This is a genomic window from Streptococcus sp. DD12 (assembly GCF_001578885.1).
In the GTDB taxonomy this organism is placed as follows: Bacteria; Bacillota; Bacilli; order Lactobacillales; family Streptococcaceae; genus Streptococcus.
Genome location: NZ_KQ969495.1, coordinates 298,358 through 324,331, shown reverse-complemented (window position 1 = coordinate 324,331; position 25,974 = coordinate 298,358). Strand labels below are relative to the sequence as shown.

General features: G+C 44.0%; 29 protein-coding genes, 1 tRNA gene and 1 pseudogene. 5 read left to right on the top strand and 26 right to left on the bottom strand.

Annotated features, from left to right (window positions below; genetic code table 11):
- Positions 1-29: 29 nt before the first annotated feature.
- The 6 genes and pseudogenes from STRDD12_RS01535 to STRDD12_RS01510 form a co-directional block, all read right to left on the bottom strand.
- On the bottom strand, positions 30-374 hold the full coding sequence (locus STRDD12_RS01535; RefSeq protein WP_066914287.1) for a P-II family nitrogen regulator: 345 nt from the start codon (positions 372-374) through the stop codon (positions 30-32).
- Positions 375-387: 13 nt separating this feature from the next.
- Positions 388-1,623, bottom strand: a complete 1,236-nt coding sequence (locus STRDD12_RS01530) for an ammonium transporter (RefSeq protein ID WP_066914285.1) — start codon at positions 1,621-1,623, stop codon at positions 388-390.
- A 251-nt stretch (positions 1,624-1,874) separates the two neighbouring features.
- A complete protein-coding gene (locus tag STRDD12_RS01525; protein WP_066914283.1) occupies positions 1,875-2,120 on the bottom strand; it encodes a KH domain-containing protein in 246 nt (81 codons plus the stop codon).
- Between the two features lie 8 nt (positions 2,121-2,128).
- Positions 2,129-2,401, bottom strand: coding sequence for a 30S ribosomal protein S16 (gene rpsP, locus STRDD12_RS01520; protein WP_066914281.1), 273 nt, complete (start codon positions 2,399-2,401; stop codon positions 2,129-2,131).
- Positions 2,402-2,502: 101 nt separating this feature from the next.
- Positions 2,503-4,229 (bottom strand): annotated as a pseudogene (locus STRDD12_RS01515) (ABC transporter ATP-binding protein).
- Positions 4,219-6,012 (bottom strand): ABC transporter ATP-binding protein, encoded by a 1,794-nt coding sequence (locus tag STRDD12_RS01510; RefSeq protein WP_066914280.1) that lies wholly within the window; start codon positions 6,010-6,012, stop codon positions 4,219-4,221. Before STRDD12_RS01510 ends, STRDD12_RS01515 begins: the two are co-directional and overlap by 11 nt.
- A gap of 280 nt (positions 6,013-6,292) precedes the next feature.
- Between STRDD12_RS01510 and nrdI the strand changes: the two genes are divergently transcribed.
- On the top strand, positions 6,293-6,736 hold the full coding sequence (gene nrdI, locus STRDD12_RS01505; RefSeq protein WP_231853436.1) for a class Ib ribonucleoside-diphosphate reductase assembly flavoprotein NrdI: 444 nt from the start codon (positions 6,293-6,295) through the stop codon (positions 6,734-6,736).
- 119 nt (positions 6,737-6,855) lie between these two features.
- Here the strand turns inward: nrdI and STRDD12_RS01500 are convergent, their stop codons facing one another.
- From STRDD12_RS01500 to dnaG, 19 genes are all read right to left on the bottom strand, one after another.
- Complete coding sequence (locus STRDD12_RS01500; RefSeq protein WP_066914275.1) at positions 6,856-7,947, bottom strand: nucleotidyltransferase; 1,092 nt, start codon at positions 7,945-7,947, stop codon at positions 6,856-6,858.
- Positions 7,944-8,681 carry a class I SAM-dependent DNA methyltransferase gene (locus STRDD12_RS01495; protein ID WP_066914273.1) on the bottom strand — a complete coding sequence of 246 codons (738 nt, stop codon included), beginning with the start codon at positions 8,679-8,681 and terminating at the stop codon, positions 7,944-7,946. Before STRDD12_RS01495 ends, STRDD12_RS01500 begins: the two co-directional genes overlap by 4 nt.
- 42 nt (positions 8,682-8,723) lie before the next feature.
- Positions 8,724-9,077: a ribosome silencing factor gene (gene rsfS, locus STRDD12_RS01490; protein WP_066914271.1), complete on the bottom strand. Its 354-nt coding sequence runs from the start codon at positions 9,075-9,077 to the stop codon at positions 8,724-8,726.
- A 1-nt stretch (position 9,078) separates the two neighbouring features.
- Complete coding sequence (yqeK, locus tag STRDD12_RS01485) at positions 9,079-9,672, bottom strand: bis(5'-nucleosyl)-tetraphosphatase (symmetrical) YqeK (protein WP_066914269.1); 594 nt, start codon at positions 9,670-9,672, stop codon at positions 9,079-9,081.
- Positions 9,669-10,301 carry a nicotinate-nucleotide adenylyltransferase gene (locus tag STRDD12_RS01480; protein ID WP_066914268.1) on the bottom strand — a complete coding sequence of 211 codons (633 nt, stop codon included), beginning with the start codon at positions 10,299-10,301 and terminating at the stop codon, positions 9,669-9,671. Before STRDD12_RS01480 ends, yqeK begins: the two co-directional genes overlap by 4 nt.
- A gap of 28 nt (positions 10,302-10,329) precedes the next feature.
- Positions 10,330-10,641 carry a ribosome assembly RNA-binding protein YhbY gene (gene yhbY / locus STRDD12_RS01475; protein WP_066914266.1) on the bottom strand — a complete coding sequence of 104 codons (312 nt, stop codon included), beginning with the start codon at positions 10,639-10,641 and terminating at the stop codon, positions 10,330-10,332.
- 11 nt (positions 10,642-10,652) lie between these two features.
- Complete coding sequence (yqeH, locus tag STRDD12_RS01470; RefSeq protein ID WP_066914264.1) at positions 10,653-11,759, bottom strand: ribosome biogenesis GTPase YqeH; 1,107 nt, start codon at positions 11,757-11,759, stop codon at positions 10,653-10,655.
- Positions 11,760-12,287 (bottom strand): YqeG family HAD IIIA-type phosphatase, encoded by a 528-nt coding sequence (locus tag STRDD12_RS01465; protein ID WP_066914263.1) that lies wholly within the window; start codon positions 12,285-12,287, stop codon positions 11,760-11,762.
- A gap of 159 nt (positions 12,288-12,446) precedes the next feature.
- Complete coding sequence (locus STRDD12_RS01460; protein ID WP_066914261.1) at positions 12,447-12,677, bottom strand: DUF4649 family protein; 231 nt, start codon at positions 12,675-12,677, stop codon at positions 12,447-12,449.
- A 102-nt stretch (positions 12,678-12,779) separates the two neighbouring features.
- Positions 12,780-13,373 carry an MptD family putative ECF transporter S component gene (locus tag STRDD12_RS01455; protein ID WP_066914259.1) on the bottom strand — a complete coding sequence of 198 codons (594 nt, stop codon included), beginning with the start codon at positions 13,371-13,373 and terminating at the stop codon, positions 12,780-12,782.
- Positions 13,374-14,078, bottom strand: coding sequence for a YjjG family noncanonical pyrimidine nucleotidase (locus STRDD12_RS01450; protein ID WP_066914257.1), 705 nt, complete (start codon positions 14,076-14,078; stop codon positions 13,374-13,376).
- A gap of 68 nt (positions 14,079-14,146) precedes the next feature.
- Complete coding sequence (locus STRDD12_RS01445) at positions 14,147-15,064, bottom strand: DMT family transporter (protein WP_066914255.1); 918 nt, start codon at positions 15,062-15,064, stop codon at positions 14,147-14,149.
- Positions 15,061-15,558 (bottom strand): YkgJ family cysteine cluster protein, encoded by a 498-nt coding sequence (locus STRDD12_RS01440; RefSeq protein ID WP_066914253.1) that lies wholly within the window; start codon positions 15,556-15,558, stop codon positions 15,061-15,063. The genes STRDD12_RS01445 and STRDD12_RS01440 overlap by 4 nt, the downstream gene beginning before the upstream one ends.
- A 215-nt stretch (positions 15,559-15,773) precedes the next feature.
- Positions 15,774-17,582: a translation elongation factor 4 gene (gene lepA / locus STRDD12_RS01435; protein WP_156471426.1), complete on the bottom strand. Its 1,809-nt coding sequence runs from the start codon at positions 17,580-17,582 to the stop codon at positions 15,774-15,776.
- 166 nt (positions 17,583-17,748) lie between these two features.
- Complete coding sequence (gene tpx / locus STRDD12_RS01430) at positions 17,749-18,243, bottom strand: thiol peroxidase (RefSeq protein WP_066914251.1); 495 nt, start codon at positions 18,241-18,243, stop codon at positions 17,749-17,751.
- Positions 18,244-18,322: 79 nt separating this feature from the next.
- Entirely contained in the window at positions 18,323-19,279 is a 957-nt protein-coding gene (locus STRDD12_RS01425) for a glycosyltransferase family 2 protein (protein WP_066914249.1), read from the bottom strand.
- A complete protein-coding gene (locus tag STRDD12_RS01420; RefSeq protein ID WP_066914248.1) occupies positions 19,280-19,615 on the bottom strand; it encodes a metal-sulfur cluster assembly factor in 336 nt (111 codons plus the stop codon).
- A gap of 10 nt (positions 19,616-19,625) precedes the next feature.
- Entirely contained in the window at positions 19,626-20,735 is a 1,110-nt protein-coding gene (gene rpoD, locus STRDD12_RS01415) for an RNA polymerase sigma factor RpoD (protein WP_066914246.1), read from the bottom strand.
- 9 nt (positions 20,736-20,744) lie between these two features.
- The gene (gene dnaG / locus STRDD12_RS01410) at positions 20,745-22,559 is read right to left on the bottom strand and encodes a DNA primase (RefSeq protein ID WP_066914244.1); all 1,815 of its coding nucleotides are present in this window, start codon (positions 22,557-22,559) and stop codon (positions 20,745-20,747) included.
- 138 nt (positions 22,560-22,697) lie between these two features.
- Between dnaG and mscL the strand changes: the two genes are divergently transcribed.
- Positions 22,698-23,078, top strand: a complete 381-nt coding sequence (gene mscL / locus STRDD12_RS01405) for a large conductance mechanosensitive channel protein MscL (protein ID WP_066914242.1) — start codon at positions 22,698-22,700, stop codon at positions 23,076-23,078.
- A gap of 58 nt (positions 23,079-23,136) precedes the next feature.
- Positions 23,137-23,207: transfer RNA gene (locus STRDD12_RS01400), tRNA-Thr, on the top strand.
- Between the two features lie 88 nt (positions 23,208-23,295).
- On the opposite strand, the gene udk is transcribed toward STRDD12_RS01400, so the two are convergent.
- The gene (gene udk, locus STRDD12_RS01395) at positions 23,296-23,919 is read right to left on the bottom strand and encodes a uridine kinase (RefSeq protein ID WP_066914240.1); all 624 of its coding nucleotides are present in this window, start codon (positions 23,917-23,919) and stop codon (positions 23,296-23,298) included.
- Positions 23,920-24,170: 251 nt separating this feature from the next.
- Between udk and STRDD12_RS01390 the strand changes: the two genes are divergently transcribed.
- Both STRDD12_RS01390 and STRDD12_RS01385 read left to right on the top strand, forming a co-directional pair.
- Entirely contained in the window at positions 24,171-25,268 is a 1,098-nt protein-coding gene (locus STRDD12_RS01390) for a DEAD/DEAH box helicase (protein ID WP_066914238.1), read from the top strand.
- 9 nt (positions 25,269-25,277) lie between these two features.
- Positions 25,278-25,964 (top strand): YoaK family protein, encoded by a 687-nt coding sequence (locus STRDD12_RS01385; RefSeq protein WP_066914236.1) that lies wholly within the window; start codon positions 25,278-25,280, stop codon positions 25,962-25,964.
- Positions 25,965-25,974: the final 10 nt, after the last annotated feature.

Here is a 25,974-nt window from a genome sequence, read left to right as displayed (position 1 = left end):
ATTGTGAAGTAGCTAAAGACCTCCCGCACCTAATTGAGGGCATCAGCCCCACGTTCTTTGGTTCGGATGCGAACAGCATCATCAATCGGAATGATAAATATCTTACCATCACCGATTTCTCCTGTCCCCACTGCATCGCAGATCAAGTCAATCAAGTTCTCCGTGTCCTTATCTTGGACGACAATTTCAACCTTGACCTTAGACAAGAGCATGGGAATGACCCGTTGACCTCTGACATATTCCACAAAGCCTTGCTGGCTACCATGCCCCAAAACTTGACTGACTGTCATCCCTTTCGCATAATGCGTTGTTGATAAGGCATCTTTCAGATTTTCAATCTTATCTGTACGAATAATCGCTTCTACTTTTTTCATGCAAGATATCTCCTTAAGAATCTAGTCCCATAAAGGTTGGATAAGCTGTTTCTTCATGTTCATTATCATCTAGACCAATAGCTTCCACGCGATCGGAAACACGCAATGGCATCACCCAACGAATAGCAATAATTAACAAGTAGGCCACTACAGCTGTCCAGACAATCGTAATAGCAATGGCTAACAAGGTCACCCAGAAAAGATGGGTTTGACCAAATAGCAAGCCTGCCTTTTCAGCCCCGCCTGACAAAGCTGGTGTCGCAAATACCGCAGTGACAATACCACCAAAAATCCCACCAATACCATGACAGCCAAAAGCATCCAAGGCATCATCATAACCTAATTTGTGTTTAACAACAGAGATAAAGAAGTAAACGATAGGACTGACCAACAAACCGATGATAAAGGAAGCCGCAACGGAAACATAACCCGCTCCTGGCGTAATCGCAACTAATCCTGCCACTAAACCAGTACTCGCACCTACAAGAGATACCTTGCCGTTAAGGAGTTTTTCCAGAATAATCCAGGATAACATGGCTGAAGTCGCTGCAATGTGTGTTGTCATCAAAGCATGGACTGCCGTCGCTCCAGCAGACAAGGCAGACCCTGCATTAAAGCCATACCAACCAAAGAGCAAAATCCCAGCACCCAAAAGAACAAAAGGAACATTGTGAGGCCGGTAAGCTTGCCGATCAAAATCTCTCCGTTTTCCGACAACAATGGCTAGAACCAAACCGGACACCCCAGATGTAATGTGAACCACATCGCCACCAGCAAAATCAATCGTCCCCAGTTCTTCCAAAAGGCCACCACCCCAAACCATATGAGCGAAAGGGTAATAAATAAACAAGAGGTAACCCACTGCAAATAAGGCGAGAGGGGTAAAACGCATCCGACCCGCTACCGAACCCGTTGCAATCGCTACCGCAATAATGGAGAACATCATCTGAAAGGCAGCAAAGAGTAAATCAGGGAGAGCTAAACCACGGCTAGAAGTCGTTTCAGAAACCCCATTAAAGAAAACATGGGACAAATTTCCAATAAATCGACCTGTCCCTGCAAAAGACAGGGAGTAGCCACAAATCAGCCAAAGCACAGACCCAACAGCCATCGGTAAAATACACATCATCATGGTATTGATAACATTTTTACGCCGGCCGAGACCCCCGTAAAAAAAGGCAAGTCCAGGGGTCATAAAGGCCACCAGCATCGCAGAAACACAAATAAAAGCAATCGTTCCAGAATCCATAAATCTCTCCTTCTATGTAATAACTTCTAACACGAATATCGTATTATGTTATATAATGTAACATATCAAAAGGTGAAAAGCAAGGGTTTTTTGGAATTTTCTGAAAATTTATGAATTTCTTTCACGATTTTTGAATATAAAGAAAGCAACTAACAAGGTTACATTAGAATTAGAGTCCCTTCTATCACCAGTGTTCATTCTTCTTTATTTAACACTTGTGATTTGGCTACAAAAAAAACACCGAGTTTCCACTACTCGGCATTTTCATCAATGATAATCCGTGTCTTCTTGCCCTCTGTCGGAACAGAATACACGATGGTACGGATAGCTGAAATGGTGCGTCCTTTGCGACCAATAACGCGTCCGATGTCCGCAGGATTGAGCACTAGATGGTACTCTAGAAACTCGTCAGACTCCTCGATGCGGATAGTTAATTCTTCTGGATGCGCAATGAGAGGTCCTACAACTGTCGCAATCAAACTCTCAATGGATACCATCAGTCAGCTTATTTAGAATATTTTGAATCGTGGAATTTCTTCATAACACCAGCTTTAGACAAGATGTTACGAACAGTATCAGAAGGTTGTGCACCTTTAGCCAACCAATCCAAGACACGGTCTTCTTTCAAAGTGACTTGGTTTTCAGCAACCAATGGGTTGTATGTTCCAACCGTTTCGATAAAACGGCCATCACGTGGAGCACGTGAATCTGCGATGTTGATACGGTAGTAAGGTTTCTTTTTAGAACCCATACGTGTTAAACGAATTTTAACTGCCATGAATGGTCTCTTTTCTACTAAAAAATTTTGTTCAGTCGTTACTGACTTTATTAGTTTACTACAGTCTAGCTTTGCTGTCAAGAAAAAAACTTGACAGATTTTTAAAGTTTTCCTGTCTGCAACTGGTACATCTGACTATAGGTCCCACCTTTTTCCAGCAGGGCCTCATGACTACCTGCTTCGATAATACGGCCCTTGTCCAAAACATAGATACAATCCGCATCTTGTATGGTCGATAAGCGGTGTGCGATGGCAATGGTGGTTCGGCCTTGTCGCATCTTTTTCAGCGAGTTTTGGATAATATCTTCGGTCGCTGAGTCGATATTAGCAGTGGCTTCGTCTAGGAGTAAAATTTTTGGCGACATAGCAATGGTACGAGCGAAGGCCAGCAATTGCCGTTGCCCTGTCGAAAAGGTTGTTCCTCTTTCCGTCACGGGAGACTGGTAGGCATCAGGCAGTTGTTCAATAAACTGGTCGGCATGCACAAAACGGGCAGCTTCTTTGACCTGGTCATCTGTCAAATCTTGATACATGCGAATATTTGAAGCAACTGTGCCATGGTAGAGAAAAGGCTCTTGCAAGACCAAGCCAATCTTGCTCCGTAATTCCTCCATGGAAAAATCACGGATATCTTGCCCGTCAATGCTAATACGGCCTGATGAAAACTCATAAAAACGCATAAAGACGTTGATAATGGATGACTTGCCCGAACCTGTTGCGCCAACGAAGGCAATGGTTTGCCCAGGTTGAACAGAAAAAGAGATGTCTTTCAAAATAGGGCGCTTGCCATCATAGGAAAAGTTTACCCCTTCAAACTGGATTGCCCCGTCCTTAATGCGACCACTTGCTTGACTTTGCGCTGGTTCGATATCCTGACGATCAATAAGCTCAAAAACACGCCCCGCAGCCACCATAGAGGTTTGTAAGGTTGAAAAATTTTGTGTGACCGAAATAAGTGGATCAAACAGCCGATTAACATACTGGATAAAGGCATACATCAACCCTGCCGATACAGCAGCTGTTTGCCAGGTCAAGCCAAAATAAGCCATTAACAAAGCATAGGCTAATAATTTCAACAAGGACATGGCTGGGCGCAAGAAAAGGCTATCTAGGGCAGTTGAACGATTGGCATAATAAAGATGCTCGCCATTGATTGCTTCAAATTCCTCCAAAAGCCGCTTTTCCTGCCGAAAGGCCTGGATAACACGAATCCCCTCAATACTCTCAGAGAGTTTGACATTAAGGTCACTCAATTTAGCGCGTGTTTCTTTGACCACTTGCACAGAAAACTTGCGGTAACAGAAGATTAGAAGAAAAATGATCGGCAAGAGAGCAACCACAAAGCCTGTGAGGCGAAAATCTAACATGACCATGGTGTAAAAGGTCACTGAAAAATAAAAATTGCTGATACAAAGGTGCTCAGAACGCCCGAGAACATATCGCTGACCGTTTCCGTATCATTGGTAATCCGAGAAACAATCGCTCCTGCTGCTGTCTGGTCATAATAGGACATGCCCAGTTTTTCAATGGTGGCAAAAGCGTCTTGTCGCATATCCCTTACGACACTATAAGCAACACGCGCAAACAGGAGATTACCGACAAAGGAAGTCACCATTTCCAGCAAATAAAGCACATAGTAACCTAGCAAAAAGATGGCTTCCTTTTGCCCGACATGGCTAATCATATGGTCGATAAAATATTCGGCCACCAGAGGAATCACGGTTTGAATAATCGTCGTCACCAGCAAGAAGATCAGGGCTAGCGCAGACAAGACCTTATATCGACTCACATAGCCTAGTAAGCGTTTAGTGGCTTCTTTAATAGCCATGCGCCACCTCCTGTTCTTGGGCAAATTGTTGCGCTTTATAGGTTTTGGCATACCAGCCATCCATAGCCATCAAGTCTTGGTGACTACCTCTTTCAATGATACGGCCCTCTTGCAAGACTAAAATCAACTGACTATGTGCCACTGCACTCAACCGATGCGCTGTAATCACTGTCGTTTTCCCTTGCCTGTTTGCTTTTAACTGCTCGATAATGGCTCGCTCCGTCTTAGCATCAACTGCCGACAAAGAGTCGTCCAGAAGTAAAATGTCTGGATCTAAAACCATCGCTCTCGCCATGGCAAGGCGTTGCCGTTGCCCACCTGACAAGGCTAGGCCTTTTTCGCCAATCATGGTTTGAAAACCCTCTGGCATAGCAAGAATATCTTCATAAACTTGAGCCGTTTTCGCAGCGGCCTCTACTTGCTCTTGTGAAAGATTTGGGTCTCCAAAGCGAATATTTTCAGCAATGGTCTGAGCAAACAAAATCTGATCCTGAGGCACATAGCCCATCAAACCATGCAAGTCCTTCAAGCGATAAGACTTAATATCATGGCCATTTAAATAGATGGCACCCTGGCTGATATCATACTCACGAAGGAGCAAGCGTAAGAGCGTCGTTTTCCCTGCCCCTGTTTCTCCTACCAAACCCAGCGTTTGTCCTTTTTTGAGGGTAAAAGCAATGTCTTCAAGGGCCAGATGGTCTTGATAGGAAAAGCTATCAATCGCAAATCTGATATCCCCGTTTTGAATAGTGGCTAGTGGATTAGCTGGCTCTTCAATCTCACTTTTTTGCTCTAACAATTCCAAAATTCGCTGGTAGGATACCGTCCCTCTTTGTATCACATTATAGAGAAACCCAATCGCCATCAAGGGCCAGACTAACATATCCAAATAAGCTACAAAAGTCACCAGATTCCCTACTGTGATGCTTCCTTGAGAAATTTGCCAAGCACCTACTAAGAGCGTCAGCGCATAACTAGAACCTACAAAAAAGAGAACGAGTGGGTCAAAAAGCGTGTCATAGACCATGGAACGCATATTCTTGTTAAAAGCCAGGTCGTTAATGTGCCGAAATTTCGCCACTTCAGCGTCTTGATAACCAAAGGACTTGGTCACCTTTACCCCTGACACCGCCTCTTGGACCATATTATTGAGCTCTGAAAAGGCGGCTTGGGATTCCTGAAATGCTAGATGGCTGCGACGCCCCAAACGAGAGGTCGCGAGCGCCATCAACGGTAAAGGGATAACAGCCACCAAAGTCATTTGCCAAGAAATGAGCGTCGCCATGGTGATTAAGGTCACAACCGCCGTAAGACTAGCATCGACAGCTGACATGACACCGCCCCCCGCAAAACGTGTCAAGGCATTGATATCATTGGTGGCATGCGCCATCAAGTCACCCGTACGGTATTTTTGGTAAAAAGAAGCCGACATGCCCATAAAGTGTTCAAATAGGCGTTTTCGCATAATGCGCCCCAAACGATAAGCAGTCGCAATAATATACATCCGCCAGACATAGCGTAAACCATACATGGCAAAAGCAACGAGTACGATTAACACTAAATCTCGCATCAATTGCGGAAATTGTAGCCGTTTCGCATCGATACTATCAATCACATCCCCCATCAGACGTGGCGGAACCAGATTGAGAAAAGAGACAACACTCAGGGCCAAAATCCCCAAACAATAGCGTCTTCTTTCGAGTTTAAAAAACCAAGCCAACTGAGAAACAATTGACGGTTTTCGATTTCCCTTTCTCAAAAATTGCGTTTTTCTAGCTTTCATCAGGCTACCTTCTTGCTATCGAGCGCTAGGACTCTCCCAAATAGGATAGAGGCCGGCTTCATTTTTTCTGTTTAAAGTTTGTTTAAGTGTACACCTGGCCAGTTTAAAAGTCAAAAAACTTGTATTGCTAGCAATACCGGACCAGTTTTGTCACTGCAACTGAGGACGATTTTTTTACAAACTGATTTTTCTAAGCATTAGCCAAAAACCAGTTTTCCTCTTGATTAACACAATATATAGTGTTACAATCTACTAGTATTCGCAAGATATGGAGATACTTATGGAACTGACATTTATTTATATCAGCATTAGTGGCAACACCAGAAGCTTTATTCAACGGTTGAAAACAGACCTAGAAAACCAAGGCCACCAGGTTGAAACCCTAGACGTCTCAACTTTAGATAATGCAACTTACCCCATAGAGCGCCCCTTTATCGCCTTTCTTCCCACCTACCTAGAGGGAGGCAACGGCATCGATAATGGGGACCACGAAATCTTGACAAATGGTCTAGGAGACTTTATCGAAGCCCATGATAACTTTAAACAGTGTTTAGGTATCGTTGGTTCAGGCAACAAAAACTTCAACAATCAATATTGCCTAACAGCCATGCAGTATGCCAAATACTTTGATTTCCCATTTTTAGCAGACTTTGAAATGCGTGGCACCCCAAAAGATATCACACGCATCGGACAAATTATTCTAGAGACCTACCAAAAGGCATAAAAGCAGTGATTCTTATCCTAGCCCACCCTGGGATAAAGAATGACTGCTTTTTTTCTGTTTATAGCCATTGTCATCCAGTTCAACTGTGCAAAAAAATCTCTAAATAATCGGATTTCCGACTAGGGAAGGACAATGGGCCGCCGCCCGTAGTTTTGTTCTTTTAATTCCGGATTGGCCAAGCGATAAACCTCATCTGCTTTTTGGGTCAGCAAATCCCACGGTTCTTTCCCAATGCGCGTCACGAAGGCTACCCTATGTTTGAGCCTTGACAAGTGTTTCTGGCCACGTTTAGAAAAGCCTAAGACATGAATACTGTCAGGCAAAGGACAGTCTCTTGCTTGTACCAGCAAGTAGGTCACTAAACGTCTTACACGGGCTTTGGTGTAACGCTTGGTCGCAACACTTGCCACCAATTCTTCGATTGACGACACCTGATGGATGGCCTTTTTAAAACGCTGAGCCAATTCTTGATTCATCTGTAAGATATCTTGTAAATTGGGATGGGTTAATATTTGGTATTTGACTACTAAAAACAAATCGTCCCAGAAGACTTTAGGCGCAGTATTTAGTATGAGGCTACTAGGGCTTGCTTCTGCCACAAATGCCTTATCCTGCCAGTTCTTTCGCAGAGCTGTGGCAGAGGCATAGACCTCTTTTTGGGTTGAGTGAAAACCTTCTCCAATCCGTTGAACAGGACATAGGCCTATCCCCTCATAGGCACTGATTGCTTTGGTATAAGCTAAGGCCAAAACATGATTGGGCGTCTGACCGGAGAAAGTCATCCCTGAAAGAGATTGCCAGGCTACCTGACTTTTTTGCGGATAAGATAAGGCATCTGGAAGGTCTAAAACAAGTGCCTGCATCTCCTTTTGCTGATTCCGATAGCTAGTGGCTAGCGCATTATAATCAATGACTTGTTCACTGCCAAAAACAAGTTGTGTCATGCCTAAAGAAGCTAAAATGCCAACGGCCCCCTCAGCAAAATAATCAGCAGCCTGCACGCTGACGAGAAAAGGAAGTTCAACAACCAAATCAGCGCCATGTTCAAGAGCCATCTGGGCTCTTTGCCATTTGTCGATGAAGGCTGGTTCTCCCCTTTGCACAAAATTACCGGACATGGCAACGATTTTTAAACCATCCGCTTGATCGAGTAGGTACTTATGCCCATTGTGAAAAGGATTAAACTCTGCAATAATGCCTGAAATAGTCATGCTTTTTTCGCTACGAAAAACCAACGCTGGCTGGTTTTCGATGGCGCCTCATCTTCAAAATCAGCGTAAACTGAGACCTCAGAAAAACCTGCTTCTTCTAGTAAAACCTCGTAGGTTAACTGCTCATAGGTCCTTTCTTCATGCAACTCATCAAAGCGTTCAAAACGCCCATCTTCATCCTGGATAAAAAAGGTAAGTTCATGAACAATGGAATGTGGGGCCTGATCAGGATAAGAATCCCATACAAAGGCAAAGTCTTCTGCATTTTCATGGTAACTATAGCCCGGGAAAACTTGGTCAACCTGGTAGGTTGAATGCACATCAAAAATAAAGACACCACCAGGCGATAAATGCTCATATACCTGAGCCATGACATCACCGACAGCAACCTCATCTTCCATATAACAAAGGGAATCAGAATAGCAGGTGATGATGTCATAATGCTCTAATGGGGACAAATCCAACATATTGCCTTGCACAAAGGGAATCTCACAGGCATGCTCTTTGGCACGCTTACGCGCTAGCTCGAGCATATCTTCAGACAGGTCAAAGCCAGTCACTTCAAAACCACTTTTTGCGAAATGCACACTTTGAATTCCCGTGCCACAAGCCAGTTCTAAGAGTTTTCGTTTCCCTTGCGGGAGGTGCCGCAAACTAAAATCCGTCCATTTGTCATAGAGACTTTCATCCATAATGCTGTCATAGACGCGTGCAAAGGTTTCATATGTCGCCATGTATTCTCCTCCTAAAAAAGGCAGGGCAAGCCCGCCTTTGCTTTATTTTGTGTCCAAGTTGAGTTCCACTTGGGCTGCTTCATGCCAGAGTTTTTCCAATTGGTAATGGCTCCGCCCCTCTTCAGAGAAAATGTGGACGATAATGCCGCCAAAATCTAAGAGTACCCAGCCAGATTGGCTTTCCCCTTCTGGTTTTCCTGTCGAAACGCCAGCAGCCTGCGCTGCTTCAAGCAAGTGGTCCGCCAGGGTATCTAACTGACGGCTATTCATCGTTGAAAAAATCAAAAAGTAATCCGCCAAAGTGGTCAGACCTTGCACATCTAAGGCGACAATGTCTAGCGCACGTTTATCGTCAGCTACTTGAGCAAGTTTTTGTAAAAGTTCTTCTTGGTTCATGTTATACCTCCTTGAGATAAGGGCAATAGGCGTTATAAGTTTCTAAAGTTTGTGGGAAGATTGGCTGTCCCTTTTGTACTAAAAAGGCAATCGTATGAGCCGTTTCATAGGCTACTGCTGCTGCTAACGATAGTTTAGCTATTGCACGCGCCTTATCAACTCCTGGAAAATCTCTGCCATCCTCGATATAATCTGCCACATAAACAATCATATCTAAGTCAGACATGTCCGCGCTACCGACCGTATGGAACTGAATCGCCCTAAAAATAGCCCTATCTTGTAAATCCAAATCTTCTTTGACACGATAGGCGCCAACCAGACCGTGCCAGACATTATTGCCCCAATGCTTCCAGTCAGGATCCAAGCCATAGCGGTCGATTAAGGTCAAAAATTCTTGATCAGGAAGCTCTTTGGCATAATCATGCAAAAGCCCTGCCAGCCCCGCTCGCTCAGGGTCTTGACCAAAGCGAATTGCCAGGTCAATGGCAGCTGCTTCTACTCTCAGGCAGTGCGCCAAGCGTTTTTGGCTCATCTGTTGGCCCATCTTCTTTATCAAACTGTCACGGTCACAAGAAATATAGTCAGCGTAACTCATTGGTAGAGCCCCTCTTTTTCAATATAATCCAGCACAGCCGCTGGTAAAAGAAAGTTAGGTTGACAACCTTTTTGAATCTTCTCACGAATGAGGCTGGATGAAATATCCATCATCGGAACATCCACCCAAATGACAGGGTAGGAGGTTCCAGCACGGTATTTCGGCCTTTGAACACCAACAAACTGCACCAAGTGCAACAAGTCATCGATACGGTGCCATTTAGGGAGATAGTCCACCATATCCCCACCGATAATGAAATAATAATCGACATCTGGATGCGCCTCTGTTAATAAGGCCATCGTATCATAGGTATAGCTAATCCCTTTGCGCTCTAGCTCGATGGTTTCAATTCCTAAGCCCGGCACGTCCGCAATGGCTAGCTCCAACATCTTAAGACGATGCTTTTCATCAATGGTTCCTTTTTTATCCACGTGGGGGGGTAAATATTCTGGCATGAGAAGGACCTGATCCAGCCCCAGTTGTTGACGAACTTGATCAGCCATGACCAAGTGGGCATTGTGAATGGGGTTAAAGTTCCCTCCTAAAATACCGACCTGTTTTCTGTCTGTCGGCTTGTCCTGCGTTTCCAACTCCACCTTGGTAAAGGGGGTTAATAATTCTAACGCCATTTTTATCTCCTTATATTGTCAGGACTTATCAGATTGCCTTTACTGCTTCAGAGAGTTTGCGATTGTTTTTGCGAGAAGACGGTTTAAAGAGGATAAGGATGCGCCCAATCTTTAAAACGGTATCTACACCAATCTCCTCTTCAAGAATCTCAGCCACTTCGTGAATATCTTCATCCGTGTTTTGAAGCAATTGAACTTTAATTAATTCGCGCGCATCCAAGGCTTGACGAACACTGGTCTTGATTTCATTATTTAAGCCATTTTTCCCAATCTGGATAATGGGCTTTAGGCTATGAGCCTCCTTTTTGAGAAAGGCTCTTTGTTTACTGGTTAATGCCATAGTAACTCTCCTTAAATTAATGGGGAACGTAGGCTAACGCCGACACCCTTTGGCGCCCAAACCGCAACTTGGCAGGGACCTGTTGCCCGTATCCAGCCTAAACCTGAAATGACCAGGTCTGTTTTTTGGCTAATGCGGTAGGTATGTTTGACCAGGTCCGGAAAAGTTGCTTTCTCTTTCCCGTTCGGTGGCGTTAATAGACTCCCTTTGTGTTTGTCATAAAAAAGATCAGCGCCCTCAAGCTTTGTCCGGTGAATCTTGAGCTGATTATCTATGTATGCTGTGTAGCCCTGCTTGGGCCCTGAAAGGACATCAAAACGCGCTAAGCCACCAAAAAATAGAGTCTGCTCTGCTTGAAGTTGGTAAGTTTTCGGCTTAATTTCCTTTTTAGGGCTGACATACTGTAGACTTTTTGCAGACAGGTAATGCGCCATCTGGTCCCTGTGCACGATTCCAGGTGTGTCATACAGAAAACTGCCATCATCTAACGGGATTTCTATCTTATCTAAAGTCGTACCAGGAAAACGTGACGTTGTAATCACGTCCTTATCGCCGGTCAATTCTTGAATAATAGCGTTGATAAGGGTTGATTTCCCGACATTTGTCACACCAACCACATAGACATCACGGCCTTTACGCAAACGGTCAATACTGGCAATCAATTCCTTAATGGCCAACTTGCTTTTTGCAGATGTCAAAATGACTTCCAAAGGACGAAGCCCCACTTCATGTGCCCGTTCCCTTAACCAATTGGTTACTTTAGCCGTTTTCACCGACTTGGGTAAGATATCTTTTTTATTTCCTACCAAAAGCAAATCATTGCCACCTGTCAGGCGCGCCAACCCAGGAATTACAGAGCCTGAGAAATCAAAGATGTCCACGACATTGACAATCAGGGCATCTTCTTTACCAACTTCCTGCAAGAGGTGCAAAAAGTCATCGTCCGTCAATGAGACATCAGCGATATCGTTGTAATGACGTAAACGAAAACACCGCTGGCAATAGATTTCACCTGTCTCTAAGTTTTTTTCAAGAGCTGATTTTGGCGTATACCCCAACCCTTCCGGGTCTTGCGTCTGAATACTTGCCCCACAGCCAATACAAAACAATTTTTCCACTTACAATTCCTTCTTGTAATCAAAAGCGCCATAGAGGGCCTCTAATTTTTTCTTGACCCGACGTTCTCGGAAACGATTAATCTTCGTGTTCCAAGCATCAGAAGTCACCAAAGGTTTCACCAAAATAGAGCGTATCCCAGCTCGATGCGCCGCGCGAATATCAGTCATCAATTGGTCACCCACAAAAACCACTTCACTACGGTCAAAACCATAGCGTTCAATCGCTTCATTGATCCCTTTAGCAAATGGTTTCATGGCACGGCTGACATAGTCGACATGAAATTTCTCAACTGCTCGGTGCACCCGTTTTTCCTTATTGTTAGAAACAACCACTACTGGGATATTGGCCATCGTCATCTCATCCAACCATTTACGCAGTTCCGGCGTACCGTCGGGATTGTTCCAAGCAATTAAGGTATTATCTAAATCCACTAAGACCACACGGATATCGTGGCGTCTTAAACTTTCTGCTGTTAAGTCATACACCGCTTCCAAACAGAAGTCCGGCCTATAATCTTCTATACTCAAGTTCTACTCCTTTTTGACGTATTCTCTCTATTTTACCATAAAAAACAAGGAATTGCTGATTTCTCTTTGGACTTTATTTACTCTTAGCCAACCTCCCCATAGGAACCAGGTCTTTTGGCCACTCAAAAACAGATAGCTTTTTTGCTATCTGTTTTTCGCTCACGCCTTTTCTAAATAGGCAGTTAAATCTTGTTTGAGGAGGTAATGGTAAAGCTCCCCATACTGGCCTTGAAAATCCAAAACATGGCCATTGATAGTGACTCGAACCACCTTGCAATAATCAGGAACATTGATCCAACAAGCTTGTTGCGCACGGACAAACTCATTATAATTCTCAAAATGTTCCAACCTTTCTTGCTTGGCTGCGTTCAAATAAATGATGTCAATCATAAACTTTCCCCCTATCTGATGCCTTTTAGTATAGCCCTCTAATCGTCTAAAATCAACCACTAGGTCCTTAGGGGAGTTCCTCACGTCTCTATACAGCGTTTTTTATTCTTCTGTATCTAGAATTTCAATCTTGGTAGCCGTTCGCCGGTAAGATGTCCATAAATGCCCGATGATAGAACCAACAACGGCACCAATCAAGGTAGCCACGACAAAGAGAAGGATGTTTCGGATATCCGGCGCCACCATGACCCGATCAATATAGGCTTGACTCTTGCCACGCGCAAGAAGACTGGCAATGTAATCCGCTCGAGCAAACCACATCATCAGAATAGGACCAGTCGTCCCAAAAGCAAAAACAAAAAATGAAATGGCCTGTTCTGGACTGTTTTTATAGCGACCCATCCGTGAAATCACATCGGCTAAAAGCCCACAGATAATGGCTGGTAAAAAAGCACCCGCACCATGCCGTGTTAAAAGAAAGAAGCCTGCCAATACCAGCCCAACAAAGGTAATAGCACCAAAGGTACGAATCCGTTCAACAAAATACCAATAGGCCAAACCACCCACAAAAGCCGAACAGGCTGGGGCATAAAACATATTCCCCGTATGGTCAATGACGTTGGCTAGCAAAACCCCAAGACCTACACAGCAAAAATACACGACGGCAAAAAGCATTGTCATGCCTAATTTTTTCATTTACTTATCCTTTCTAGCAGACAAAAAAGTTAAAACGTCATCAAAATCCTTCACAACTGCTGTTGGTTGCGGGTCGTCTTTGTCAAGCGCAAGCCCCTTGGGGTTATACCAAAGACAGGTAAGTCCCGCATTCACAGCTCCTTGAATGTCAGATGTTAAACTATCCCCGATGACAAGGGCTTGTGTGGCATCATAGCCTGGAATCGCTCGAGCCACCAGGTCAAAAAAAGTTCGTGAAGGCTTTTGCGTTCCCATTTGTTCAGAGATGAAGACTTTTTTAAAATAAGGGGCCAAAGACGAGACAGTCAAACGCCCCTTTTGGATTGCTGTGATGCCATTTGTAATGGCATACAACTCATAACCACCTTTTCTCAGGGTCTCTAATAAAGTTATCGCCCCTGGGAAAACTTGCCCTTGTTGGCTCAAAAGTTCCTGATAGCGCTTGGCCAAATCTTCGCCATTTCTCTCTAGCCCAAAATGAGCAAAGGTTCGTGAAAAACGGGTCTTGACCAAGGTATCCTTAGAGATTTCTTCTCTCTCATGGGCCTTCCATAACTGTTCATTCAAGGGAATATAATAACTCTTAAAGGCTTGGATATCTGCCACTCCTTCTTGACCAAACAGTTGGTCGAGTGCCTTATCCTCAGCAGTATCAAAGTCCAGTAAGGTACGATCTAAATCAAAAAGTAAAAACTTATAGGACATGGGGCTACCTCTATCTATTATCCGTTATCTAAGGGGACTTTCCAACTCTCTAGCTAGTCCCTGCCTTTCTATTTATTAGCGAAGAGGCTATTTAGGAGCATGCCTAGGATGATCAGAGCAAGTCCAAGAAATCCGATAGCATTTGGCCAAGCGTCGCCAAGGAAAAGACAGCCTCCTAAAAGGGTAAATACCACTTCACCCGATTGCGTCGCTTCTATAATCGCCAGCTGTTTGTGGTGGTGCTTCACTAAGTTGGTCGCTTCAAAGAACAGCAGGGTCGCAATGACACCAGAAAAAAGCGCAACAATGAGTGACTGCATCAACTGACTGACTGGCGGAAGACCTACTGAAAGTCCAGAGTAGAGCGACAAGGCTAACCAAAAAGGCAGACTCATCAAGGTCATGCCAAATACCCTTTGTAAGGTCGACAAGTCTTGTGAATGCGTCAGGTGTAACATTTTCCGATTTCCCAAAGGGTAAGAAAAAGCTGCGATTAGTATCAAGGTTAGCGCCAAAAAAAGGTGATGGCCGAGACCTTGTGAGAGATAGGGCAGTTGCAAGACAAAGACCCCTAACAAAACCACCAATGATAAACCCAGTTGTTTTAGAGGAAGCTTTTGCCCAAAAAGAGGACTCAGTAAAACACCAGCTACAATAGTGATTTGCCAAGTCGCTGCGATAAACCAAGATTGCCCATAAAGCGATGCCAGGGTCAGCGGGGCATAAAAGAAGCCAAAACCAATCGTACTCCAAAGCAGCCACTGCCATGGATTTCGGCTAATAGAAGCCCCTACCGCCGATAGACCCTGCTTTCGTTTGACCAAAAACCATAAAATAGGCAAACTCAGCACATAACGTAAACTGGCACTCCATCCCCAAAAACCGCCCGTCACATTCATGCTACGGTTAAAGATAAAGGTAAAGGAAAAAAAGAGGGCCCCTAAAATCCCTAAAACCAGGGCGCGTAGAAATTGTGATGATTTCATGATAATCTCTCCATCAACTTTTCGACAAAGAGATAAGCCGCCGGACAAGTCAAGGTATTTTTTAGGGTCAAGTGGTTAATCTGGTAAATTTTTTTGCGGTCTGTATGGGGAAACTCTCGACAAGCTTTAGGCCGCACATCATAGATACTGCAAAGATTATCACCACCTAAAAACGGACAGGGCATGCTTTTAAAAACCTTATCCCCATCTTCATCGACTTGTAAAAATTCCGCTTCAAATGCGGGCAATTTCATTTTAAAGTATTTAGCGATTCGCGTGATATCAGCTTCCTTAAAATCAGGTCCCAAGCTTTTGCAACAATTCGCACAAAGGGTACAATCAATCTCACTAAAGACGTCATCGTGAATCTCACGCGCCAGCTTATCCAACTGTTTGGGTGGCTTTTGTTTTAATTTACTTAAAAATTTACGGTGGACCTTTTGTTTTTGTAAGGCCAATTGATGGTAATGTTCAATATCGATAGTTTCTGTCATCCTAACCTTTTCTTTTTTGAGTTATTTCTTGTTATTCCCATAAAAAATCACAAAACTAATTATACCATAAGTCCCTCTAACCTCGCTCTAAAATGAACAAAAAGAAAGGCCTTGCCTTTCTTTGTTTTATATTTATTACATTTGTTCGTTTTTGTTCACTTAAGCTTTTAAACGACTCTTCCAGAAAGGAAAAGCATTTCAATGGCAGCCAAGCTTTATTCCTCGTCCATGCTAAGCACACTGAGGAAGGCTTCTTGTGGCACCTCGACTGAACCAATCGCTTTCATGCGTTTTTTACCAGCTTTTTGTTTTTCTAGCAGTTTGCGTTTACGAGAGACGTCACCCCCATAACACTTAGCCAAAACGTTTTTACGCAAGGCCTTGATATCCGTTCTCGCCACAATCTTGTGACCAATGGCCGCCTGGATAGGAACTTCAAACTGTTGGCGTGGAATAATTTTCTTGAGTTTTTCCACGATAACCTTACCCCGTTCGTAAGCAAACTCTCGGTGAACAATGAAACTCAAGGCATCAACCTGGTCGCCATTGAGCAAAATATCCATCTTAACGAGTTGTGACTGACGATAGTCTGAAAGCTCATAATCGAGACTCGCATAACCCCGCGTTGAGGATTTGAGTTTATCAAAGAAGTCAAAGACGATTTCGGCCAAAGGAATCTGATAAATCACATTAACACGGTTGTCGTCAATGTATTCCATGGTTTCAAAGTCGCCCCGTTTTCTTTGGGCAAGCTCCATAACCGCACCCACGTATTCTTGCGGCACCATAATTTGTGCTTTCACGTAAGGCTCTTCAATGCTATCCACTACTGTAGGGTCTGGAAACTCTGAGGGGTTTGACACAGATAACTGTTGCCCATCCGTTGTGTTGATATGATAAACCACGGAAGGAGCCGTCATGATAAGGTCAATATTAAACTCACGCTCTAACCGCTCTTGGATGACGTCCATGTGAAGCAGTCCCAGGAAACCACAACGAAAACCAAAGCCCAAGGCCTGAGAGGTTTCTGGCTCAAATTGCAGGCTGGCATCATTCAGTTGCAATTTTTCCAAGGCTTCTCGTAAATCGTTGTATTTATTGGACTCTATCGGGTAAATCCCTGCAAAGACCATAGGATTCATTTGCTTATAGCCATGCAGGGCTTCCGCTGCTGGACGATTGTCCAAGGTGACCGTGTCACCCACTCGCGTGTCAGCAACTGTCTTGATAGAGGCAGCAATATAGCCCACATCACCAGTTGCTAAATAGTCACGGGAAACGGCTTTTGGCGTAAAAATTCCAACCTCTGTCACATCAAAGGTTTTGCCATTTGACATGAGACGAATCTTGTCACCTGGTTTAAGCATCCCATTGATAATCCGTACTTGCAGAATAACCCCACGGTAGGCATCATAAACCGAATCAAAAATCAGAGCTTGCAAGGGGGCTTCAACATCCCCTTGTGGTGCAGGGACCAGGTCAACGATTTGTTCCAGAATGTCTTCAATCCCAATCCCAGACTTAGCAGATGCCAACACCGCATCTGAAGCATCTAAGCCGATGACATCTTCAATTTCCTGACGAACCCGTTCTGGGTCCGCAGCAGGCAAATCAATCTTGTTGATGACTGGTAAAATTTCCAAGTCATTCTCTAAGGCCAAATAGACATTAGCCAGAGTTTGCGCTTCAATCCCCTGTGCCGCATCGACAACCAAGATAGCCCCTTCACAAGCCGCCAGCGAACGAGAAACCTCATAAGTGAAGTCAACATGCCCTGGCGTATCAATCAAGTGAAAAATATAAGTTTCCCCATCTTTGGCCGTGTAATTTAACTCGATGGCATTGAGTTTAATGGTAATCCCACGCTCACGCTCCAAGTCCATACTGTCCAAGAGCTGGGCTTGCATCTCCCGGCTAGATACCGTTTCGGTCGCTTCCAAAATACGGTCAGCCAAGGTCGATTTCCCATGGTCAATATGTGCAATAATCGAAAAGTTTCGAATTTTTCTTGCCGTTGTTTTAATGCTTCAAAGTTTGTCATAATCTTCCTTTACCGTCTCACTAGTCTTTTTATTATAGCATAAAACTACCTCTAGACCTAGCGAGAAAAAGGACTTTTCACAAGAGACGGCAACTAAAAAGACCCAGCTTCATTCTTTTCAAAACACAAGCTAGGTCTTTTCTTTCACATTAGTCAAGTTGATTCAATGCCTCTAGGGCCGCATCGTAATCAGGTTCACTATTGACATTTTCCAAATACTCTGTATAAACCAAGCGGTCATTGGCATCAAAAACCAATACAGCTCTCGCTAAGAGTTGCCATTCTTCCATCAACAAGCCATAAGCCTTACCAAAACTATGGTCACGGTAATCAGACAAAACAACTGCCTGCTCTAATCCTGCCGCACCACACCAACGGCCTTGCGCAAAGGGCAAATCTTCAGAGATGGTAATAACCACTGCGTCTTCTCTACCAGCAATGGCTTGGTTGAAATGACGCGTCTGGGTCGAGCAGATGCCAGTATCCAGCGATGGCACAACGCTTACGACTTTTTTCTTACCTGAAAAGTCAGACAAGGAGACCAAAGACAAGTCTGTCCCCAATAAGCTAACATCCTTTAAGCTGTCACCAACTTGAAGCTGAGGGCCTGAAAGGGTTACTTCTTGATTTAAAAATGTTGTCATACTTCTACCTCCACCCTCATTATAGCGCAAGATGAGAAGCCTGCCAAAAATACAGCTTGAAAAAAAGGCAGACAGCAGTCTACCCTTTTTCTTTAACAATATAGACCGGACGTTTTTTCGTCTCGAGGAATATTTTAGCAATGTATTTGCCAATAATCCCCAAAGCTAAGAGTTGAATACCTCCGACAAATAGCATGATACAAACCAAGCTTGCCCAGCCTTTGACAGCATCTCCCAGCACGAGTCGACGAACCACGATAAAGGCAATGCCAATCAAAGAAAGCACGAAGGAGAAGACCCCTCCATAAATCGATAGGTTAAGCGGAAACTCCGAAAAGTTTATAATGCCATCAATCGAATAGCGCAACAAAGACCAAAAGTTCCAACTGGTCTCCCCTGCGACACGTTCTTGATTTTCATAGGAAATGTAGGTGACATCATACCCAACCCAAGAGAAAAGACCTTTTGAAAAACGGTTAACCTCTTTGAGTTCTAAAATACTGTCAACCACCTGCCGGGTCATCATCCGAAAATCACGAGCCCCATCCACCATTTCTGTCTCTGAAATTTTATTGATGATACGGTAGAAAGCACGGGCAAATAGGGAACGAATAACAGGCTCGCCCTCACGGTTGCTCCGTCTGGTACCGACAACATCATAACCTTCTTGGATTTTTTCAAACATAGGAATCAAGAGTTCGGGTGGGTCTTGCAAATCTACGTCCATGACCGTGACCAAATCCCCACGAGCTGCTTCAAGGCCAGCGAGTAGCCCAGCTTCTTTCCCAAAGTTCCGAGAAAAAGAAAGGTAGTGGACATTGTCATAAGTTTTTGCCACTTCACGCAAAACATCTAAGGTCTGGTCTTTAGAGCCATCATTGACAAAAATATAATCAAAGAGCAACCGATCTCGCATTTGCTCTTCTGTCTGCTTTGTCGCAGCTAAAAAGGGATGGATGGTGCTTTCTTCATTGTAGCATGGCACAACAATACTTAAAACGGGTAACTTTTTTGTGTTAATATCTATTACTGTCATTTAGCGAATCCCCAATGCAATACGCGCGTAACGACTCATTTTTTCAACAGACCAAGCTGGCGACCAAACCAACTTCACGTCAATTTCTGTCACCTCTGGCACATCTCGCAGGACGTCATAGATTTGGTCTGTCAAGAGGTCAGCTAAGGGGCAACCCATAGTCGTTAGCGTCATGTCAATCTCCGTCTTTCCATCATCGGCAAAACGGATTTCATAAACCAAACCCAAATTAATGATGTCAATACCGAGCTCAGGGTCAATGACCATTTCCAAGGCTTGAAGAATTCGATTTTTAATGTCGTCGACTTGTTCAGTTGTATACTGTTCTTGCGTCATACCTTTCCCCTTAATCTTCAATAAAGTCCTTAAGTTGTTTGCTTCGGCTTGGATGGCGTAATTTCCGTAAAGCTTTCGCCTCAATTTGACGAATCCGTTCACGGGTCACATCAAAAACCTTGCCCACATCTTCTAGCGTTCGCATCTTGCCGTCATCTAGGCCAAAACGCAAGCGCAAGACGTTTTCTTCACGGTCGGTCAAGGTATCCAAAACCGCATCCAATTGTTCTTTTAAAACAACACGTGTCGTGTAATCCACAGGATTTTCGATAATATCATCTTCGATGAAGTCACCTAAATGGCTATCATCTTCTTCACCGATTGGTGTTTCAAGAGAGACAGGCTCCTGCGCAATTTTAAGGATTTCACGCACCTTATCAGGTGACATGTCCATGCGTTCCCCAATTTGCTCTGGGGTCGGGTCTTGACCAAGTTCTTGCAGGAGGTTACGTTGCTCACGCACCAACTTATTAATCGTCTCAACCATATGAACTGGGATACGAATCGTTCTAGCTTGGTCAGCAATGGCACGTGTGATAGCTTGACGAATCCACCAAGTCGCATAAGTTGAAAATTTGAACCCTTTGGAATAGTCAAATTTGTCAACGGCCTTCATCAGACCCATATTGCCTTCTTGAATCAAATCCAAGAACTGCATGCCACGGCCGACATACCGTTTAGCAATAGAAACCACCAAACGCAGGTTGGCTTCTGCTAAACGTTGCTTGGCTTCCAAATCCCCATTCTCAACAGCGATAGCCAGTTCTTTTTCTTCCTCATTGGTCAACAAGGGCACTGTCCCAATTTCCTTGAGGTACATCCGAACAGGGTCGTTAACCTTAGCTGAATTACTTCCCAGAAGCTCTTCATCTGTCAACTCCTCAGGTTTGACTTCTTCAACAGCGTACTTACTAGAAGGGTTGCCTTCCTTGTCAGTGATGGAGATGCCCCCATCTGTCAAGCGTTCGACCAAATTATCAATTTGGTCTGCATCCAGACCAAAAGGAATGACCAAGGTATCTGTCACTACATCATCAACAGCCACCCCATCCTTTTTGTGGTTGCGAATAAACTCAGCAACTTGGACGTTAAAGGTAGAAATATCTGTTTTTTTAGCCATAAATGTCTGCTACTCCATTTTTCTTTTTTGTGCAATGAGGTCTGCTAAAGCCGCCAGGGCTCCATCAGTATCCCCTTGTTTGGTCATTTCTCGGACACGTTGTCCTTGCTTTTTAAAATCTTTTTGCATCAGGCAGGCTGCCTGCCGTTTTTCTAAGGCCTGCATTTCACCTGGTCCCAGGTCTTTAGGTAGGGGTTCCTCTAAGACCTGGTAGTAAACGGTTTGAACCCTATCTGATTCTTGAGCGAGACGCCCACGGTCGATACTACCTTCTTGACAGAGGAGCTCGTACAGGCGTTGACGTTCCGGTGTGTAAAACTGAAAAGCCTCCTTTAACCGATAGTCATTTAACAAAACATCCGAATCTAAAAGGCGATTGAGCAACTGATTCTCTACCGTCTCCAGAGCAGTCTGTTGCCGATGTTGCGGTAAATCTAAAACAACCGGTGGCGCGACAGGCCTTTGTATAGCATCAGTACTTTGCGCCTGATTGGCCCGTTGCAAGCGTAATTGGTTCACCGTATCTTCGACCTGTTGGTAGGTGAAATCGGGCAAGCCCTCGGCCAACTTCATGATATAAGTGTTTTGGGCAGTTATGGAAGGTTCTTGAACGATGAGTTGAGCCATCCGGTCCACATAGGCAATTTCCTGTTGGAGATTATCTGGATTTTCAGGCTTCAAGTGCGTCATCCAAAACTCAGTGGCAGAGAGACGGTTATCATTCAAATGCCGAACAAAGTCCTCAGCAGCGTATTTTTGTAAATACTCATCTGGGTCCAGACCTGTCGGAAAGACTACCACCCTAGTCGTCGCTACGGGAACAAGGCTTAGCGCCTTGGCAATGGCAGCTTGTCCCGCACGGTCGCCGTCATAGGCCAAAATAACATTTTTGGTATAGCGCCCTAGATGCTGAACTTGTTCAGGGGTTAAAGCCGTCCCCATGGAAGCTACCACATTAGAAATCCCTGCACGAAAGGCAGCAATCACGTCCATAAACCCTTCCATGATATAAACCTCATGGGCTTGTTTTATAGCCACTTTGGCTTGGTCTAAATGGTACAACTCCAAGGACTTGTTGAAAATCTTTGTCGACCGACTGTTCTTATACTTCCCGCCTTGTGGCAGTTCTACATCTTGCCAGACACGCCCCGAAAAGGCCACCACCCGACCTTGGTCATCCGTCAAGGGAAACATAATCCGGTTTCGGAAACTATCTAAAAACTGATTCGTATCGGTTACCGAAAAGAGACCAGAATCGAGCACAATCGATTCGTCATACTTCCCCTTGAGACTCCGATAAAAGAAATCCGGTTCATCTGGAGCCAAACCAATGCCAAAATGTGCAATCACTGCATCATCCAAACCACGTGCATACAGGTATTCACGAGCTTTTTCACCAATTTTAGTGGTTTGCAAAACCGTTTGATAAAAATGACGAGCGTCTTCGTGGATATCATATAAGGCCTGATGAGGGGATTGTTTGGGTTTTGCATAAGCCACATCACGCTGATCCAAGACAACCCCGGCCTTGTCCGCTAGAATCGCCACACTTTCAGCGAAAGACACCTGACGGTAATCCTCGATAAACCGATAGACGTCACCTGACTTCCCACAGCCAAAACAATGGTAAAATTGTTTGTCCTCAATGACATGAAATGAAGGGGTCTTTTCTTGATGGAAAGGACAGAGTCCGACATAGTTATGTCCAGTTTTTGAGAGACGGACAACTTCGCCGATAACATCAACGATATTTAGCCTTTCTTTGATGTCTTCTATCTGTCTTTTGTCAATCGCCACAGCCTCACCTCCAGACAATTCACCCATTTTTGCATAAGTACTATTATAGACTCCTTTCCCTGTTTTGTAAAGAAAAAAGCATTTTTTCAAGCATAATACTAGCCTTTAAGCTTGCTTTAACGTATAATCTGTTATGGTAAAAAAATGAAAGGAAATCTTACCGAAATGATTAAAGAATTAAAGGACTTCTTGTTCCGAGGAAATGTCCTAGACCTTGCTGTTGCCGTTGTTATGGGGGCTGCTTTTAATGCCATTATCACATCACTTGTTTCTGATGTGATTACGCCTCTCTTTTTGAATCCACTCTTAAAAGCCGCTAAAGTAGAAAATATCGCTTCTCTTTCATGGAATGGTATTTCATACGGTAGCTTTTTAAGTGCGGTAATCAACTTCTTGATTGTCGGTATCACACTTTTCTTCGTTGTCAAAGCCGCTAACAAAGCAATGAACTTAGGCAAAAAAGACGAAGCTGAGGAAGAAACTCCAGCAGCACCTAGTCAAGAAGAACTCTTGGCTGAAATCCGTGACCTGCTCAAAGAAAAATAATTTATTTTTTAAAAAAGGGCTTTACAAGCCCATCTATTTATAGTACTATAAATAGGTCGCCGCTATAGTTAAATGGTATAATAGAGCAATGGTAATGCTCCGTTCCGAGTTCGATTCTCGGTGGTGGCAAAGCAAACAGACAGCTAAAGAGCTGTCTGTTTTTTTATTTAAAAAAGGATAGCAAAAAACCAATTTCTCTCGAAACTGGTTTGGTAAACTATTCTCCTAAAATGCTGGCAATCTTTGTGTTTATCAAATCGATAGCAACCAGATTGCTCACCCCTTCTGGAATAATAATATCCGCATACCGTTTGGTCGGTTCGATAAATTGATGGTACATGGGCTTTACAACACTAGTGTATTGGTCAATGATGCTATCTAGGCTACGGCCACGCTCTTGCATGTCACGTTTAATCCGTCGAATAATCCGAATATCATCGTCCGTATCCACAAACAACTTGATATCCATGAGGTCTCTGAGGCGCTCATCCTCTAAGACCAAAATCCCTTCGACGATAAACACATCTTGAGGGTCTTGGCGATAGGTCTTATCACTGCGCGTGTGTTGCGTATAATCGTAAATGGGAATATCGACAGACTGACCTTGGCTCAAGGCATTTAAATGCTCAATGAATAAAGACGTTTCAAAAGCCAAGGGATGGTCATAATTGGTCTCAATGCGTTCTTCAAAGGTCAGGTGACTTTGGTCTTTGTAGTATGAATCATGTTCAATCATGGCAATCTTTTGGTCAGGAAAATGGGACAAAATCGCCTTAGATACACTGGTTTTTCCACCACCGGACCCGCCAGTGACACCAATAATAATAGGTTTGTTTCGCATGCTATCTCCTTAAAATCTCTCCTTATTTTACACTAAATCGCCTCATAATGAAATAAGGAGATAGGGAAAAATGAAGAATAGCTCTCAAAAATCCTAGTAATCCCCAACCAGGTGTGGGTGACCTGCGTCAGCAAACCTCGCTTTTACCTTTTATGGCTCATTTTTTTGAGAATGCGACCTGTTCCCCTAGACCCAGCACACCCTGGAAGCTGAAACATGGTATAATGAGTAGGAATACGAGGAGAAATGACATGACACTATCACTACCCAAAGAATGGCTAGACATCTGTCAAAGCATGGCCATTAGCACCTACACCCCTGTCCAAGAGCAAGCCTTTGCACCTATTAGCGCTGGTGAAAACGTCCTAGCCATCAGCCCCACAGGAAGTGGTAAAACGCTAGCTTTTTTATGGCCAACCTTGCTTAGTCTTAAAGCCAAACAGGGCCAACAATTATTGATTTTAGCACCAAATTCCGAATTAGCAGGGCAACTGTTTGAAGTGGCAAAGACCTGGGCTCACCCCCTGTCACTCAATGTTCAGCTATTTTTATCCGGTTCCAGCCAAAAACGACAAATTGAACGACTCAAAAAAGCCCCTGAAATCCTCATTGGCACCCCAGGCCGTATTTTTGAGTTAGTCAAATTAAAAAAAATCAAGCTCATGGCCATCAATACCATTGTCTTAGATGAATACGACCACTTGCTCGAAGCTTCCCAATACCAATTTGTTCAGAAGATTCTTAGTTATGTCCCAAAAGACCATCAGCTTATTTTTACCAGTGCAACAGACGCAGTCATTGACAGCAACTTGCCTGAACCGCTAACCCGCATCAGCATTTCTCAAGAGCAAGACACACTGACCCACTACTATCTGCAGGTTGAGGCCAGAGACAAAGTCGAAACACTTCGAAAACTGTCTCACCTAGCTGACATGCGCGCTTTAGTCTTTTTCAACCAACTATCAGATGTCGGTAACGCTGAAGAAAAGCTCCTTTATCGGCAAGCCAATGTTGCATCTTTAGCCAGTGATGTCAATGTCAAATTCCGGAAAACTATCTTAGAGCGATTTAAAAACCATCACTACACCCTTCTTTTGGTCACTGATATCTTAGCACGGGGCATTGATATCGAGCAACTAGAATGGGTTATCAATGCCGACCTCCCTGTCACCCAAGAATCCTTTACCCACCGTATTGGGCGAACCGGGCGAATGGGCCAAACAGGTAATGTATTGACCTTCATCAGCAACTCACGTGACTTGAAGACACTCAAACGCTATACCCAAAATCCTTTGACAGAAGTCAAAATTCAGCGGGGACAGCTTGTTCCAGTTTCCAAAAAAGGCTAGGAGACTCCCATGTCAACTCTCAAAATCATGCCTCAAGATAGTCGGTTTACGGCCATCCTCCTTGGTTTTATTGGAGGGGCACTTGATGTTTTTTGCCATATGCACTTCGACTCACTGGTCGCCACACAGACAGGTAATATTGTCTTGTTATTAGCCGACCTCAAGCCAGATAACTGGAACCATACCCTAATTAAGTGTGTCTCCATTGTCTTTTTTTCCATCGGTTTTTTGACTGGGACTTATTTCAAAGACCGAGCGAAGACAGCTTATTGGAGAACCTACCTTCTGCTTCCTTTGGCTATCTTTGCTAGTCTGCTCCCTTTTTTCAGACTCAATGCCTATCTTTGGGTCTGTCCTCTGGCATTTGGGACTGGTTTGATGATGCTCACCTTTACGGGGAGCCATATCGAATCACACCCATTCACTATTTTAATGACATCGGGCAACTACCGAAAAATGTTAACTTCTTGGTACTATTATGTTATTGGTCGGCAAAAAGATGCCAAACTCAAACGGCAGGCAAACAACTACACCATTGTGGTTACCAGTTTTATCCTTGGTGCCTTGGCCAGTGCAGTTTTTGATCGTCTGATTGGCCAACACACCCTTTGGCTGGTTGCCATTGCCCTTATCACTGTTATCAGCTACTACAGCCTAACTGTGCACCGTTATCACCTTGAAAAAAGCAACCTCTAGCAGGCGAACA

What these genes read in the sequence shown, in the direction of transcription:
- STRDD12_RS01535 (WP_066914287.1), bottom strand. Translation starts at nt 374, where the DNA reads ATGAAAAAAGTAGAAGCGATTATTCGTACAGATAAGATTGAAAATCTG.
- STRDD12_RS01530 (WP_066914285.1), bottom strand. Translation starts at nt 1,623, where the DNA reads ATGGATTCTGGAACGATTGCTTTTATTTGTGTTTCTGCGATGCTGGTG.
- STRDD12_RS01525 (WP_066914283.1), bottom strand. Translation starts at nt 2,120, where the DNA reads ATGGTATCCATTGAGAGTTTGATTGCGACAGTTGTAGGACCTCTCATT.
- rpsP (WP_066914281.1), bottom strand. Translation starts at nt 2,401, where the DNA reads ATGGCAGTTAAAATTCGTTTAACACGTATGGGTTCTAAAAAGAAACCT.
- STRDD12_RS01510 (WP_066914280.1), bottom strand. Translation starts at nt 6,012, where the DNA reads ATGAAAGCTAGAAAAACGCAATTTTTGAGAAAGGGAAATCGAAAACCG.
- nrdI (WP_231853436.1), top strand. Translation starts at nt 6,293, where the DNA reads ATGGAACTGACATTTATTTATATCAGCATTAGTGGCAACACCAGAAGC.
- STRDD12_RS01500 (WP_066914275.1), bottom strand. Translation starts at nt 7,947, where the DNA reads ATGACTATTTCAGGCATTATTGCAGAGTTTAATCCTTTTCACAATGGG.
- STRDD12_RS01495 (WP_066914273.1), bottom strand. Translation starts at nt 8,681, where the DNA reads ATGGCGACATATGAAACCTTTGCACGCGTCTATGACAGCATTATGGAT.
- rsfS (WP_066914271.1), bottom strand. Translation starts at nt 9,077, where the DNA reads ATGAACCAAGAAGAACTTTTACAAAAACTTGCTCAAGTAGCTGACGAT.
- yqeK (WP_066914269.1), bottom strand. Translation starts at nt 9,672, where the DNA reads ATGAGTTACGCTGACTATATTTCTTGTGACCGTGACAGTTTGATAAAG.
- STRDD12_RS01480 (WP_066914268.1), bottom strand. Translation starts at nt 10,301, where the DNA reads ATGGCGTTAGAATTATTAACCCCCTTTACCAAGGTGGAGTTGGAAACG.
- yhbY (WP_066914266.1), bottom strand. Translation starts at nt 10,641, where the DNA reads ATGGCATTAACCAGTAAACAAAGAGCCTTTCTCAAAAAGGAGGCTCAT.
- STRDD12_RS01460 (WP_066914261.1), bottom strand. Translation starts at nt 12,677, where the DNA reads ATGATTGACATCATTTATTTGAACGCAGCCAAGCAAGAAAGGTTGGAA.
- STRDD12_RS01455 (WP_066914259.1), bottom strand. Translation starts at nt 13,373, where the DNA reads ATGAAAAAATTAGGCATGACAATGCTTTTTGCCGTCGTGTATTTTTGC.
- STRDD12_RS01450 (WP_066914257.1), bottom strand. Translation starts at nt 14,078, where the DNA reads ATGTCCTATAAGTTTTTACTTTTTGATTTAGATCGTACCTTACTGGAC.
- STRDD12_RS01445 (WP_066914255.1), bottom strand. Translation starts at nt 15,064, where the DNA reads ATGAAATCATCACAATTTCTACGCGCCCTGGTTTTAGGGATTTTAGGG.
- STRDD12_RS01440 (WP_066914253.1), bottom strand. Translation starts at nt 15,558, where the DNA reads ATGACAGAAACTATCGATATTGAACATTACCATCAATTGGCCTTACAA.
- tpx (WP_066914251.1), bottom strand. Translation starts at nt 18,243, where the DNA reads ATGACAACATTTTTAAATCAAGAAGTAACCCTTTCAGGCCCTCAGCTT.
- STRDD12_RS01425 (WP_066914249.1), bottom strand. Translation starts at nt 19,279, where the DNA reads ATGACAGTAATAGATATTAACACAAAAAAGTTACCCGTTTTAAGTATT.
- STRDD12_RS01420 (WP_066914248.1), bottom strand. Translation starts at nt 19,615, where the DNA reads ATGACGCAAGAACAGTATACAACTGAACAAGTCGACGACATTAAAAAT.
- rpoD (WP_066914246.1), bottom strand. Translation starts at nt 20,735, where the DNA reads ATGGCTAAAAAAACAGATATTTCTACCTTTAACGTCCAAGTTGCTGAG.
- dnaG (WP_066914244.1), bottom strand. Translation starts at nt 22,559, where the DNA reads ATGGGTGAATTGTCTGGAGGTGAGGCTGTGGCGATTGACAAAAGACAG.
- mscL (WP_066914242.1), top strand. Translation starts at nt 22,698, where the DNA reads ATGATTAAAGAATTAAAGGACTTCTTGTTCCGAGGAAATGTCCTAGAC.
- udk (WP_066914240.1), bottom strand. Translation starts at nt 23,919, where the DNA reads ATGCGAAACAAACCTATTATTATTGGTGTCACTGGCGGGTCCGGTGGT.
- STRDD12_RS01390 (WP_066914238.1), top strand. Translation starts at nt 24,171, where the DNA reads ATGACACTATCACTACCCAAAGAATGGCTAGACATCTGTCAAAGCATG.
- STRDD12_RS01385 (WP_066914236.1), top strand. Translation starts at nt 25,278, where the DNA reads ATGTCAACTCTCAAAATCATGCCTCAAGATAGTCGGTTTACGGCCATC.